Genomic DNA, 14,105 nt, shown 5'->3' with positions numbered 1-14,105 from the left:
GTGATGGCCTCACCGGCCTGGCGGCGATACCGCCAGGCCGGAAATTTTTTATTCCACTGCGAGGCGCAGACTGTTCGGTACTCGCTGTGCTGCGTTCCGCCTCAGTCTGCGCCTTGCAGCGTTGCCGGTTAAAAACCATGTAACCGCATTCCCTTGCGGTTGTCTGATTCCGGTCTCAGAGTTTATCCATCAGGTAACGATGTGCTTTAGAGGCTGCGCTGGTCGCTTTGAAAATATAACGCTTGTCGTTTTTCAGCGCTTTCAGCCAGGAAGCAATATAGCTTTCATGTTGCACCTCTCCCTCAATCCCCAGATCCGCCATCAGAAAGGCACTTCCCAGCTCCGCCACCAGTTCTTCTTCTGCATAATCAGCACTGCCAAACTTCCCTTTCATTTCACGGTCCAGGCGTTTTTTGCCACCACTCCAGTGAACCAGCTCATGCAGGCCGGTAGCGTAGAAATTCGCCGCATCAGAAAACAGATGGCGCTCCGGTAGCCAGACTTGATCTGTTGATGGGCTGAAAAAAGCATTTTGTCCTTTCTCGATAATGTTTGCGCCACTCTTCCGCAACAGGTTCTCAGCCTGCGGCACCGGGTCAAAGGTTGCTTCCGGGCTGACAGTTTCTGTGGTCAGAGTTAAGCCGTCGATTTGCTGGACGTTAAACACGGTGAAAGTTTTCAGCATAGGGATTTGTTCAACTTCTCCGGCGTCGTTTTCCTTCTCCAGCGTGGTGTAGAAAATAGCTGTTGTGCCATGCTCACCCTTGCTAACCTGTCCACCTGCTGCCTGTGCCTGTTTGTAGGTCATCCAGCGTGAATCGCTGAACCCCTGTTTTGATGCGCTGCACCACAACAGCATGATATTAATGCCGCTGTAAGCCGTGCCAGTGGCGTAATTAGATGGCAGTCCAGACATGCCGGAAACACGCTTCCACGGGCAGGACCACGGTTTTACACCTGCCTCCAGCGCTGCAATGATGTTGTCAGTAACAGTCTGGTAAATGTCGGTTCTGGTTTTAGAAAATTTCGTTTTTGGGGAGCCTGACGGGTCCAGCGGGGATACGCTGGTCGCCGCTGCGGTGTTAGGGGCGCTTGTCCGGGTAGTATGCAGGGAAATAGCCATGATTTTTCTCCATCAGTCGTGTGATTTTCGTCTTCGTATCGCCTGACGGTTCGCTTTCCCGGCATCGTTCTGTCCAGCAAGGGCGCAGCATGCGTGCCATTTACCCTTGCTGGACGGGTTGTGTCGGGAAACGATTAGCCGGAAGCAGATACGGGAAGAGAAATCACATGGGAGAAAAAACTGGCCCTGGATAGCCGAGCGTAGCGCCGCTTGCTCTGCAGCGGTGAAAACGATTTTGGTTATTAACTTGATCGTCATATGTAGTCTTGCTGGCATTTCAAAGAACTTTGTACTCGTAAACGGCTAGTCCAATGCTCCTTAAGTGATAATGATAAAATTTCGTAGTTATCTGATTGTGAGATTGACTAACACCCTCATTTGAGTGACATTTATACAAATGCAGTGCCTATGCAACTGAGGGCGGTAGCTTGGGTGTAGTTCATTACTTACTATCGTTGACAGCAAATTGACTAGACATTCAAGCGTGTCTTTAGAAGCAAGATATAAGAAACAAGCTATCCGGTTAGTTCTGATTATCGCGGAGTCAAATTCAGTATCAGGACCAGTGTCAAATGCAGTTATCAACTAAGAAGATGTTTGTCATATCATGAGGTTTTGTTTATGCACGTCGTTCACGGTGAAACTATTAACGATGTAACAATGAAGATCTTAGAAAAAGTGCTTAATGAAGGCGTGAGCATATCGACAAGGAATGGGCATGCTGTAACTATCTACGATGTTAGTATAATTTTGCACAATCCGAGATCAAGGCATTTAAGTTTAGAAGGTCGAAAGAACAATATATTCGCCACTTTTGCTGAGGCTATGTGGGTGCTCGCTGGCGATAACCGAATAAATCCATATTTAACTTTTTTTTTACCAAGAGCACCTAAATATTCAGATGATGGGGTTATTTGGCGAGCAGCTTATGGAGAGAGACTATACGCTCATGGGCAACTAGAAAATGTAGTGCAACAATTCAAAAAAGAAGGAATATTTACCAGAAGAGCTGTTATTAGCTTATACATGCCCGATAGAGACACTAATGACAGCCTCATAAATGTATACAACTTAGAAAATAGTCTTGATATACCCTGCAATAATTTAATCCATTTCTTTATCACTCCCGACAAAAAATTAAACATTAAAATAACTCAAAGAAGTGGTGACCTAATATTTGGTGTAAGCAGTATAAATATATTTGAATTTAGCTTACTTCAAGAGCTAGTCCTTTTTATACTACAGAGAGAAGTTGATAATCAAATTGAATTGGGGTATTTACATCAATCAGTAACAAACCTCCATATATATGCAGACAAAATAGATCAAGCCAATGAAATTTATAAAAGAAAAGAAAAACAAAAAACAGGATTGATAAATAATGATAAAATATCATTCCCAACATCACTAGCCAGTATTAAATTATTATTCTGTGATATCGTTTCATTTCTTGAACGAATCATAATAGACATTCCACAAAAAATAGACACATTAGATAAAGAGACAGAAAAACTAAAAAATATATTTAGAAAGCATCTTGTAGAAACTGAAAGAAATTTGCTCTGGGGATATGCAGAGGCAGCGCTGTCATATATCTTTCAAGAAAGATTCAATAAAACAATAGAATTAACAAGCAAGTTAAGCAATGATTTCAATTTAAGCGTAACTTCAAATCACTTTAATAACTCCAATAAGGAATGTCTATGAAAATTGCATTCATGGGTAGATCAGGTAGTGGAAAAGATTTTCTTGCCAATTATCTAATATCCAATCACGACTTTATTAGATTATCATTTAGTGATCAGCTTAAGAAATTAGCCAATTACATTTACCCTTGGATGAAAAAAGATTATACTCCTGATGAAAAAATGTCACCTCTAAATTTAGCCTTGCCTACCGGTGACTTAATTTCTCACTCACCAAGAGAAATCTGGCTAAGTCTAGACAAGTTAAGGGGAATTGAAGAGAAGATATTCATTAGAATGTTATCAGAAGAGTTAAAATTATTAGAAGATGGCGAAGAATCGAATAAAAAAATAATAATTACTGACATAAGATCGAATGAAGAATTCGCATGGTGTAAGAATAATAAGTTCACTATAGTCCATATCGAACGAAAAAATAACAATTATAAAAAATATGACATCGATAAGTATGTCGATGAGAATAAATTAAAATCAGATTATCATTTCGACAATAATACGAATGGATTAGGTAATTTTGAAACTTTCTGCAAAAAGGTGTTCTTCCGTGAATAACAAAAACGATCAGCTTTTTTGTAATGTCAGAGAGATGAAAATTAAAACTGCTAAACCCATCTTAAATGAAACTGTAGTCAGGGAATGGTTTTATCATCAGCGTGAGAGAACTTCGATATATTACAAGAAAGAAATACTAAACCTCCCACCCTTTTGGACAAATGACGAAATATTGAGAAATTATAAATTTGTGAATACTAAAAGAACGTGGGACAAAGAAACCAAGTGGTTATTAAAAAATGTAATTAACAATGATTTATTGAGCTATGAAAATAAAATACTCAATTCATTTCTATTCAGAGTAATAAATAAAAGCGAAACATTAAATGAACTTAATGCTCCCTTCGATTTTTCAAAAATGACCCTTAATGACATTAATGAAAAAATAAGAGAAAGAACTTATAATATTTCTCTAAAAAACCCAGACTATGTTTTTTTTAGTGCAGCTTATATTTTGGGTGGACCGAAGGTTAACTTTGGAAAATTCTTAGAAAAGAAAGAAAGCTCAGTTGAAAAAGACATGGTTATTAGGATGATAAAATTTGTTTTCTATAACCAAGAAATAATTGTAAATGGTGTCAAGTCTTCGGTAAATCAGTTTGAAGTATTTAATCATCTCAAGTCTTTTTCAGGTATTGGAGATTTTCTTGCTTATCAAATTTTTGTAGATTTAACATATATAATAAATTTTCCTTTTACAGAGATGAACTTTGTGATTTCAGGCCCAGGCTGTGAAAGAGGAATAAATTGGATTTTTTCTAACCGAGACGGAATGAATAGTGAAGAGTGTTTATTTTGGTTCACTATTAACCAAGATCATATTGCGGAAAAATATCATGAAGAATGGGAACTGGATAAAATATTCCATTTCTTACCCAAAGAAGAAAGAGTTTATACTTTAATGGATATGGAAAATAGTGGCGCATGCGAGATAGATAAAAGATGCCGTACTAAATTTGGTAATAAAAGGCCAAAACAAAAATATCATTACCAAAGTAATAATTTGAGTTTACTTTGATAACTCCAAAGCTCCAGAAAGGATTTAAAATGGCTAGAGAAATTAAGAAAAATGTTTTTGTTAGTCATCATCACAAAGATGACGCTAGTGTTGATGGAGTTTCGCGTTTAGCTGCAGCAAAGGGTTATCAGCTACGTAATAGTTCTGTCAGAATGAAACCTGAAAACCAGAGACGTGCTGATGAAAATAAAATTAGTGATAAAACTATAGCACGTTTACTTAGGATGAAAATGAGATGGGCTGGCCAAGTTATCGTAGTTATCGGGAAAGAGACACATACAAGACCTTGGGTCAATTGGGAAATTCAAGCAGCTCATCAGCTTGGAAAACCGATCATAGGTGTATATGAAAATGGTCTAAAGGGGGATGTAAAACTACCAGAAAATCTCGAAAAATATGCAACTTCTATCGTTGCTTGGAGGGGTGACGCCATAATCAACGCATTAGAAGGTAAAACTAGCTTTCAAAAGCCTGATGGTGCGGATCGGGAGAAAAATCAAGGAGGTAATGTCGTATGCTAATTGAACCTAACTCTCACCTTTATGTCTATATAATAACGCGAGACTTTGGTTTTGCTCCTAATCCATTTCATGGGCGTTGTACTTTAGCAACATGCAAACCTGGAATTAGAAAGTCTGCTAAAGTAGGTGATTGGGTCCTGGGAGTTGGCGGGGCTAATTTAAAATCAGTGAAGCACAAATGCATCCTATTAATGAAGGTTACTGAAAAAATTAGCTTTAATGATTATTGGCATGATGCTAGGTTCTCTATCAAAAAGCCAGCTAGAAATGGTAGCCATGTACACATGTTGGGAGATAATATTTACCATCAAGATGAAAATAATCAATGGATTCAAGAAGACTCTCATCATAGCAATGCTAATGGCTCATTTAACATGACCAATCTAGAACGTGATACTAGTACTGACCAAGTGTTGATTTCAGATCATTTCTATTATTTCGGCGATAAAGCAGTTGAAGTAGACTTAGACTCAATTGCATATCACAGGGGCATCGGCTATAAAAAAATCCCCTTAGAACACTCTATACCCGCAAATGTTCTTATAAAAAAAATGGAACTTGAGTTTAGCAGTTATAAAAATTTAGTTATATCTGATCCATATCAATTTTCTGATTTCTATAAACGTGTCGATCAAGGCACTGGAGAGATCTATTAGTATGTACATCCCTTATCTTTATGAGTAAAATATTCTTTGTTGGTGGAGTTGCAAGGCTTTCCCTCTTTATCAAAGCATAAGGATTGTGTTGGTTTTATCAATACATGTTGCTACACAGTCACAATCAATCACGTCTATGACTATTTCAACTTTTAAACTCGTCGAAATAACGCTTAAAGCTCACTATTACCTAACGTTTAAACCATTTTAATGACTCGGAGGTGTTTGTTAAAGTTTCAACTATTCAAACACACCAAGTCAAATTACTATTAATTAAAAAAAAGGTATTCAATGCAATTTTAAAAATCCATCATATAATAACCTTCCCAATATCCAGGTTAAGGTGAAATTAAATTCTGAAAGAAGGTCCGCTCGGTTTTCCCACTTTATCGTCTTGAATAATAACGGTTTTAACAACATCCTGTACGTCAGAAAGAGTAGTAGGCGGTAAATTGATAGAATTATAAGTCCAATAACGTTGGCACAATTGCTCAAATATTACGTTGACGCATGATGATACATCATGGGTACCAAATAACTTTATGTTGTCCTCACGGGATAAATTGTTGTTCAGAGACGCTGGCGTAAGCTCCGCCGCAAGCTTCTGCGAAAATCCCCCGAGTCCTCCAATAAGATAACACGGTAACCTATGTTGTTGAGCAAGTTCCATTTCCTCAGCGACTCCGGGATTGATACCATCTTTTGTATGCATTTTTCCACCTACCGCCACCATCATATTCTGAGATGCAACCAGAACCTTACGCATATCTGTCAGGCTTCCATTTCTTGTTTGCGCATTGGCAACCGTTCCGTGACCGCGTTTACGGGTCACGATCAACTCTGCAACATCCGTCATTGCAATAATTTCATCCTCAAGGTATCCAGAGAACCACAAGTCTGACATAACAAGCGTGACAGGTGGCCTTGAATTCCATGTTGCGTGCAATCTTGCTTGGCGAAGAATTATAGGCGTAAAACTTGGGTGGCATCCATGGACAATCCTTCCTCCGTACTTAAAAATTAATCCACTGAATAGAGCCACGAATTCAAGGATCCCTCTATCCATAGCTCTTTCGGTCCAGCTTTCACGTTCTGGAATTGCGCCTGTTAGCCCTACATCAAGCCCTTCAAAAGAGACATTGATTTTCGTATTACGCTCCTGTCCTCTTGTCATTTATTCCCCACATCAACAAAATTTGAGGCTAATAAAGCAGATACTTCCTGGTAATGTAATACCGTTACGTACCCATCGAGAAAACACTCTAGCTGATTAAAAGATAATAGATCACCATCGTAAATAAAAAAGGCATAATTTGAATTTGGTTGAGTTTTTAGGAACTGCCTGAATTTATCAAGAGCTGGCAGGTAGACTTCAGAATACGCCGAACAGTGGCTATTGACTGTAGTCTGAAATCTTCGATTATTGACTTTGCTCGATCTGTACATAGAAAGTGCTTTGTTCAATGAAGCCCAGTCATAACCGGCATCCTTAAAGCTGTTTTCTACGATGAAAGGAACGCGGCATCTTCTGATAAAAATGTCGCAAAGATACGTTTCAATCTGCTGAGTAACGGTATCCAGTTCATCTTCTGAAAGAGGTGTCTGTACATGTGCATCTTCAAAAGGCATATCGACCCATCGCTGAAGATTCAATAAGGTGCGCAACCGGGGACCTTTTTTTTGGTCGGATTTTGTCCTGAAGACGACTGGAAGGATGGGGATCAACATGCCATCTGCAATATTGATTTCCTCTGAGATCCACCTTGAATTGATAGACTCCGGAGTATCAATAAGTAAAAGTAAACTGGCCTTAGTCAATGCTGACTCTATGTTTTTTTGAACGAGGTCCCCGGGCAAAATTCTGGTATCACCATCAAGCTCAAGTGCCTCATCCCTCCAAGGTTTATAGCCTAGCTCGTGGAGATGAGCTTCAATCTGTTTTGCGATCTGCGTTCCATCAACGGCACGGTAGGATATAAACACCTTAGTATTGCGCCCCTGAAGGCGTAAACCCAGCATTGCCCCCACACGGCGTGTAAGTCCGCCATCTGGAATGAGTATCGAATTGTCAAAGGGAAGCGCTTTATATTCTGAAGCAACACCAGGAGGAATTAGTGTAAAATTATTAATTGCAACAGGTAGCAAAAGTGCCGTTTCCTGTCTATTAGAAAGAAAATTTCTGATAAAATCATCAGATTGTTCAGGAGTCGAGCTTTCGTCAAACAAAAATATCAATAAATCATTCCACTCTGGCTCCCCCGGCCATGAGGTAACCTGGCCACTCAGAACCAGTTCAATTGATACGTTGTTGTGGAATAACTCATACAGCAATTCCTTCACCGTTTTAGCAAAAACCGCGCAGGATTCATTATGCAAAATGGTTATCATATATAACTTCTCAATATTCTAATGTTTTTTTAGGAATGATGTTCAATTATTCCCCCAACGCCAAGAGTCAAACACACCGATTTTATACTTATTTAAGTAATCAGAAAAACCTCTAATAAACTCATCCTTTTGCTCATAATACTTATAATTTCGTTGGAAACTTAGGGCGACAGTAACATGTATAAAGTTTATCCTAACAAGGCATTAACGAGATTGAGGGTGAGTAAATATTACTCAGCACTTCAGTTGTTATTCCCGTTACCGCACTCCGATTTAGCTGAGAATCACCTATGCAATCAATATAAGGTTTAAAACCTAATTTATCGAAGTGTTCTTTGACACCATAAACAAGGTGTATACCTCGAATATAATGATAAAAGAAGATATCATAAAGCTCTTTGTTATATTTTCACGTAATTCAATTACTACTCTATAATCTGTCAGTGCAGCCATCCGAAATTTTCATCATCTGTGATTTGATAAAATATCCAGGTAAAACTAAAAACCTCGATGTGATATTATTTCAACCACGATGAAAAATTTTTATAACCTTCATCGAGCGTCCAGTCATAACTTAGGTAAAGGGAACTTAACTTTATGGCTTTGCTTTCATATCCTGAGGACATTGAAGACGAGCAAGTATGTGTAGATTTTCCATCTATCTTTTTATACTCAACCCAGTTCCCATCTGTGTATTCTTTCAATGTTACAGTTTTCCCATCAGCTGAAAAACATGCAGCAACGTACTCCAGTGGATTTCTGCCTTTAGGTTTGGTTTTGCCATCCTTCCCATTTATGTTATTAATATGCACAACAAGTAAATGATTTCCACGAAGGAAGCTTTTCATTATTTCATAACGAACCCAAGGTCTTTCGAAAGTCTCAGTGCCAGTTAGGACTACCGTATTACTGGTATATTCAAGTGCTTTGTTAATCATCTTCTTGAGCGCTATATCGCCATCTTTCTTGTTTTCTTCCCAGATGCTTTTATCAAAGAAACCAGCCTCCTCTCTGTCCGACTTTAGCACCCAGTGCTTACGAACAACATTGGCTCGGAATTCGACAACATCTTGATAGTGAAAACTGAAAAACACCTTCTTGGCCATGAGTCAACTCCTTTTGAAAACTGCAAAAATTTAGTTAGTAAAACATACCCAGTTTACTCTGCCAAGTAAGGCTGATGATCATCAGGTTCAACAATTGTGATATATTGTGAACTAATTCACAAATGGCTGTGACAATTCATTTAGCGCATCCTTGATGACGGCGTCAATTTCCTATCGCCACTTACCTAAGCAGCAAGCTCTTGCCTGAATGATGATATGTATAATTATCATAAATATAGATTGTTGGCAAAAGCTTTAGATATGGTAGCTATGAAAAGAATTTGCAATCATAATATTAGTTTTAATTGATTGAAAATATCGACTTATTGCAAAAAATTAGTTGTGAAGCCCATCCCTTGGAATAAATCTATTACAGGAAATTTTCGCTCTGAAAAAAGCAATTATAACAAAATTAAAAACCAATAAAATGCACTTGTAAAGATAAATAAACTATCTTTCTTGCTTGTTAGTAACAGCAATTGAGTTTTCTCATAACGCTTGATTATTATATGATTTCCGATGTGGTTGCAGCCATAAGGCACCTCATTTCTCACACCCGTGGGGTTATTTTCATTTTAAGGTTGTGCTGTCTATTTTCCAATCAAAGCATACCACCTGTACTGGTGGTTTTCCGCACGCACATCATGCGGTTGATTTCAATAAGGATACTTCATGCTGCCTCGTAGTCCTTTAAGTGGATGTCGCGTTCATCTCTCTGGCTCAATTTCAGAAACTGCTGATGAAGAGAGCATTTGTCAATTCGTTCACCAGCTTGTAATGCTGGTATTGCGGGAGGGTGGTTCTATTGTACATGGCAGTCACCCTTCTCTTGTTCCTGTTATTGAGGCTGCAGCCAGACAGTACGTTGGTGCAGGTGGACAACGTGGTGACATTCTCTTAGTGCGCTCTCAAGCGTTCTCCAAAACAACTGAACAAACTGCTGAGATCGAACGCCTTCGCCAGTGCACTACCGTACATATTGTTCCGGTAAAGGGGGACGGCGCAACAACTGATGCAAATGAAATGTTGCTTTCAATGCGTGAGTGGATTGCCGAAACAAGCGATGTAATTGTCTGCGTTGGCGGAAAATGGTGGGACATTAATAAAAGCAGAGCAGGCGTGCCTGCTGAACTTGGCTGCATGTTGAGTCTCGGCAAACCAGCATTTTTGGCTGCGGGTCTTGGTGGCGCAACGCAGGGATACGTCAAAGACCACCCTGAAATCCTGTCACAATTACAAAACGGACTCAGCGAATACGCAAATAGAATGCTTGCATCCGAGGTGGACACCTCAAATATTGCCAATGCTGTAGTAAACCAGCTAAAACTTTTACCCCGTGTTCGCCACAACATCAGCAGTGGCCGAAATTTTCGAATTCTGGCGCTCGATGGTGGGGGACTCAGAGGGACATTTACCGCATCAGTACTCGCTAAATGGGATGATATGTTGGGACGAGGGGGAGACAATAACCTTGCCTCGCATTTTGATCTTATAGCCGGTACTTCAACAGGCGCTATTCTTGCGATTGGCCTCGCTATGGGGATACCGCCGGCTGAAATCCTACAGTTCTATCGGGAACGAGGACCGTCCATTTTCCCGCAGCAGGGAATGGCCAAACAATTTCTGCGTTCCAAGCATGAATCATCAACCCTAAGAGAGATGCTCACTGAAGTATTCGGTGATCGCAATCTCTCCGAAAATGCACGCTCTAGGCTAGTACTACCAACTGTCAGGGCAGTAAGAGGCGAATCAGATACTATCGTAACCGCTCATAGCCCTGATCGGACACAGTACGAGCATATAAGTGCTGTCGATGCCGCACTTGCTTCTTCGGCAGCTCCTACCTATTTTCAGGAAGCCAGCATACAGGATGATACCAAAACCGCACTCGATTATCTTGACGGGGGTTTATGGGCCAATAACCCCATTTTGCCAGCTATATCAGAGGCTGTTCGTTATCTGGGTATCCCTATTGACCGTATCGATATACTGAATATCGGTACCATTTCCCATGAGTACGATTTTTCTTCCTCGTTGGGTAAAGGCTTTGCCGGCTGGGCATTACAATTTACTGATCTTTTCTTCTCTACACAGGAGCATGCCGCTCATCAGATCGCCCGGAATCTGATTGGGCCTACACGTATGTTAAGAGTGAACCAACAATCATCGGAGGAAATAAAACTCGATGACGTTTCATCAATTGAAGAGATGGCACAGCGAGGAAATAGTTTAGCTGTGGATACATTCGCTGAAGTGAGGTCGCGTTTCTTGGATGGAAACCTTGCAGATGACTGGCGCGAGAAAAAGAATATCTTATAATTCCACGAATATTTGAAAAGATACTAACTATAATTTTTGAGGAACCATAATTCATGTTTGTTGATATTGGAATTCAAAATTTTGATGCCCGTGCGTTAAATCATTCATCGTCCGAAATCTCGCTATTCAGGAAGAAAAGCAATGCAGCATTCAACAGAGAGAAACTTCAAAGTTTTCTCCTCGGCAGCGAAAATGTACTTAACGCTGAAGCTATAGTTGACGCCTGTTTTCCTGAAGTTCATGCTGACGTTTTCCTCTCGCATGCTCACCGTGACGAAGAAGATGTCATTAAACTGGCACTGAGTCTTGAAAAATTAGGACTGAATGTGTTTGTTGACTCATGCGTCTGGGGGTGGGCGGACGAAATTCTGAGGGTCATTGATGAGGAATTCTGCTATAAAAAAACCAGTCAAACCTTTGACTATGATCTCCGAAATCGAACCACTTCAAATGTTTACATGATCCTTAACTCTGCACTTCAAAATATGATTGCGAGCACTGAGCTTCTGCTATTTCTTCAGACCAATAACTCCGTCAAAATCGGTGAGTATGTAAAAAACAAGACTCATCTATCCTCACCATGGATCTTTTCCGAACTGATATTTGCTAAACTGGGCCAGCGTACAAAACGCCGGAGGGTCAAAAATTATGCTTTTGAAAGCTATGCATCTGATAGTAAACAAACAGAACTGAACAAAAGCTTTGAAGTGGCTTTTCCAAACCCTGGGAGCCGCTATGAACTCGCGAATAACGAACTGCAACAATGGATTCACCAAGGCTACGAGAAAAACATCTCTGACGAATTTTCTGCGTTGACTCACCTTGATGTGCTTTACCGCCGAGCGGGGATTTCATCTGATGAGCTTTCAGAGTCAAGGTTTCTATTTCCTCCAAAGCATTAAAACTACAGTCCTACTTGGCACGTAAGGGATTGATGTCATGTTAAAAGGATTAGCATCAAAGTCTGGATGCTGAGAATCGTGATGCCTCTTCCCGCCCCCGACTTGCACACCGACGTCTGGCTAACAACTCGGGGCAATAAGGCCTTTTGGCTTGAAGCATACCAATCAATATATTATATCCTGATATAATTATGGATGACGTTCATTATGTTCCTACAGATGACGGCGGGCCCTAGGATTGTTGTATTACCAGCTAAACTCAAAGATAAATGATCTGCTAAAGACCGAAGCGTATAGTGGCTAAACCATTTCTATCCTCCACTTTCGCCTTACACTCAGAAGGAGTTGCGATCTGGCTGCTCCATCCGCATTAGTATTTAACTGATCTCAATTTCTCGAAACACCATAATGCTAGCAATGTACGCCGCTTACATTTATCAGACAGTCAGACATGGTTAAAGGACGTAAGGGCTCCAGCCCTTCCTAGACTGGCCCCATGAATCTCCAGACAGTTGGTATCACTTAAATTAGTGATAGTCTTAATACTAGTTTTAGACTAGTCGTTGGAGTCCGAATGATTGATGTTCTAGGTCCAGAGAAGCGCAGACGGCGCAGCGTTCAGGAAAAAATCGCCATTGTTCAGCAGAGCTTTGAGCCCGGAATGACCGTGTCGCTGGTCGCCCGTCAGCATGGCGTTGCTGCCAGTCAGCTGTTCCTGTGGCGTAAGCAATATCAGGAAGGCAGTCTCACTGCGGTTGCCGCGGGTGAACAGGTTGTACCCGCGTCGGAGCTGGCATCTGCAATGAAGCAAATTAAAGAGTTACAGCGCCTGCTGGGCAAAAAAACCATGGAAAACGAGCTGCTGAAAGAAGCCGTTGAATATGGCCGACAAAAAAAGTGGATAGCGCACGTGCCCTTGTTGCCGGAGGATGGCGAATAAGCCTTGTCAGTCGTTGCCTCCGGGTCTCACGTGCGCAACTGCATGCCATGGCCCGTCGGTCGAAGGGCTGGCAGGATCGTCGGTGCAAGCGCAAGCCTGATGATACTGAAGCGCTGGCTCGTATCCATACCGTTATCGACGATCTGCCCACCTATGGTTATCGTCGTGTATGGGCACTGCTGCGCAGACAATCAGAAACTGACGACATGGCGGTGATCAATGCCAAACGCGTATACCGCATCATGCGTCAGAATGCGCTGCTGCTTGAGCGTAAACCGGCAATACCGCCCTCGAAGCGGGCGCATAGAGGGAAAGTGGCCGTTGGAGAAAGTAACCAGCGGTGGTGCTCCGACGGCTTCGAGTTCAGCTGTGATAACGGTGAAAAACTGCGGGTCACGTTCGCACTGGACTGTTGCGATCGCGAGGCACTTCACTGGGCGGCAAGTACCGGTGGATATGACAGTGAAACCGTGCAGGACGTCATGCTGGGTGCAGTAGAGCGTCGCTTCGGTAACAGGCTGCCGACATCCCCCGTTGAGTGGCTGACAGACAACGGTTCAGCCTACCGTTCTCATCAGACGCGTCAGTTCGCCAGAATGGTAGGACTGGAGCCAAAACATACGGCGGTACGTAGTCCAGAAAGCAACGGAATGGCGGAGAGCTTCGTGAAAACGATGAAGCGCGACTACATCAGCATCATGCCAAAACCTGACGGGTTAACAGCGGCAAAGAACCTTGCGGAGGCCTTCGAACATTACAACGAATGGCATCCGCACAGTGCACTGGGATATCGTTCGCCACGGGAATATCTGCGGCGGCGAACCAGTAATGGGTAAAGCGATAAAAAGTGTCTGGAAATATAGGGGCCAATCCA

12 protein-coding genes are annotated in these 14,105 nt (G+C 41.3%); 8 read left to right on the top strand and 4 right to left on the bottom strand.

Annotation, left to right across the window (positions count from 1 at the left end; all coding sequences use genetic code 11):
* Positions 1-175: 175 nt before the first annotated feature.
* A complete protein-coding gene (locus tag OGY62_RS04840) occupies positions 176-1,123 on the bottom strand; it encodes an ArdC family protein (RefSeq protein WP_106912924.1) in 948 nt (315 codons plus the stop codon).
* 621 nt (positions 1,124-1,744) lie between these two features.
* Between OGY62_RS04840 and OGY62_RS04835 the strand changes: the two genes are divergently transcribed.
* From OGY62_RS04835 to OGY62_RS04815, 5 genes are read left to right on the top strand one after another with little or no spacing between them, the layout of a single operon-like run.
* Entirely contained in the window at positions 1,745-2,830 is a 1,086-nt protein-coding gene (locus OGY62_RS04835) for a thymidylate synthase (RefSeq protein WP_106912925.1), read from the top strand.
* A complete protein-coding gene (locus OGY62_RS04830; RefSeq protein WP_106912926.1) occupies positions 2,827-3,381 on the top strand; it encodes an adenylate kinase in 555 nt (184 codons plus the stop codon). The genes OGY62_RS04835 and OGY62_RS04830 overlap by 4 nt, the downstream gene beginning before the upstream one ends.
* Entirely contained in the window at positions 3,374-4,399 is a 1,026-nt protein-coding gene (locus OGY62_RS04825; protein WP_106912927.1) for a nucleotide kinase domain-containing protein, read from the top strand. The genes OGY62_RS04830 and OGY62_RS04825 overlap by 8 nt, the downstream gene beginning before the upstream one ends.
* Before the next feature lie 29 nt (positions 4,400-4,428).
* Positions 4,429-4,920, top strand: a complete 492-nt coding sequence (locus tag OGY62_RS04820) for a TIR domain-containing protein (RefSeq protein ID WP_058654123.1) — start codon at positions 4,429-4,431, stop codon at positions 4,918-4,920.
* Positions 4,914-5,576, top strand: coding sequence for an Nmad2 family putative nucleotide modification protein (locus OGY62_RS04815; protein ID WP_058654124.1), 663 nt, complete (start codon positions 4,914-4,916; stop codon positions 5,574-5,576). The genes OGY62_RS04820 and OGY62_RS04815 overlap by 7 nt, the downstream gene beginning before the upstream one ends.
* A gap of 349 nt (positions 5,577-5,925) precedes the next feature.
* On the opposite strand, the gene OGY62_RS04810 is transcribed toward OGY62_RS04815, so the two are convergent.
* The 3 genes from OGY62_RS04810 to OGY62_RS04800 all read right to left on the bottom strand — a co-directional run bounded on the left by OGY62_RS04810 (position 5,926) and on the right by OGY62_RS04800 (position 9,070).
* Complete coding sequence (locus OGY62_RS04810) at positions 5,926-6,750, bottom strand: hypothetical protein (protein ID WP_107183826.1); 825 nt, start codon at positions 6,748-6,750, stop codon at positions 5,926-5,928.
* Positions 6,747-7,964, bottom strand: coding sequence for a toll/interleukin-1 receptor domain-containing protein (locus OGY62_RS04805; RefSeq protein WP_106912929.1), 1,218 nt, complete (start codon positions 7,962-7,964; stop codon positions 6,747-6,749). Before OGY62_RS04805 ends, OGY62_RS04810 begins: the two co-directional genes overlap by 4 nt.
* A gap of 518 nt (positions 7,965-8,482) precedes the next feature.
* Entirely contained in the window at positions 8,483-9,070 is a 588-nt protein-coding gene (locus OGY62_RS04800) for a TIR domain-containing protein (RefSeq protein WP_107183825.1), read from the bottom strand.
* A 672-nt stretch (positions 9,071-9,742) separates the two neighbouring features.
* On the opposite strand from OGY62_RS04800, the gene OGY62_RS04795 reads away from it, so the two are divergent.
* From OGY62_RS04795 to OGY62_RS04785, 3 genes are all read left to right on the top strand, one after another.
* Entirely contained in the window at positions 9,743-11,389 is a 1,647-nt protein-coding gene (locus OGY62_RS04795; RefSeq protein WP_107183824.1) for a CBASS cGAMP-activated phospholipase, read from the top strand.
* Between the two features lie 53 nt (positions 11,390-11,442).
* Complete coding sequence (locus OGY62_RS04790; protein ID WP_255874525.1) at positions 11,443-12,291, top strand: toll/interleukin-1 receptor domain-containing protein; 849 nt, start codon at positions 11,443-11,445, stop codon at positions 12,289-12,291.
* A 574-nt stretch (positions 12,292-12,865) separates the two neighbouring features.
* A protein-coding gene (locus tag OGY62_RS04785; protein WP_096913407.1) for an IS3 family transposase occupies positions 12,866-14,067 on the top strand; the annotation gives its coding sequence in 2 pieces (ribosomal slippage) (positions 12,866-13,181 and positions 13,181-14,067; 1,203 coding nt in all).
* Positions 14,068-14,105: the final 38 nt, after the last annotated feature.

It is taken from the genome of Citrobacter sp. CK198 (genome assembly GCF_030333295.1).
GTDB lineage: Bacteria > Pseudomonadota > Gammaproteobacteria > Enterobacterales > Enterobacteriaceae > Citrobacter_B > Citrobacter_B koseri.
The sequence above is the reverse complement of the archived record's forward strand: the minus strand, read 5'-3'. Positions and strand labels throughout refer to the sequence as shown.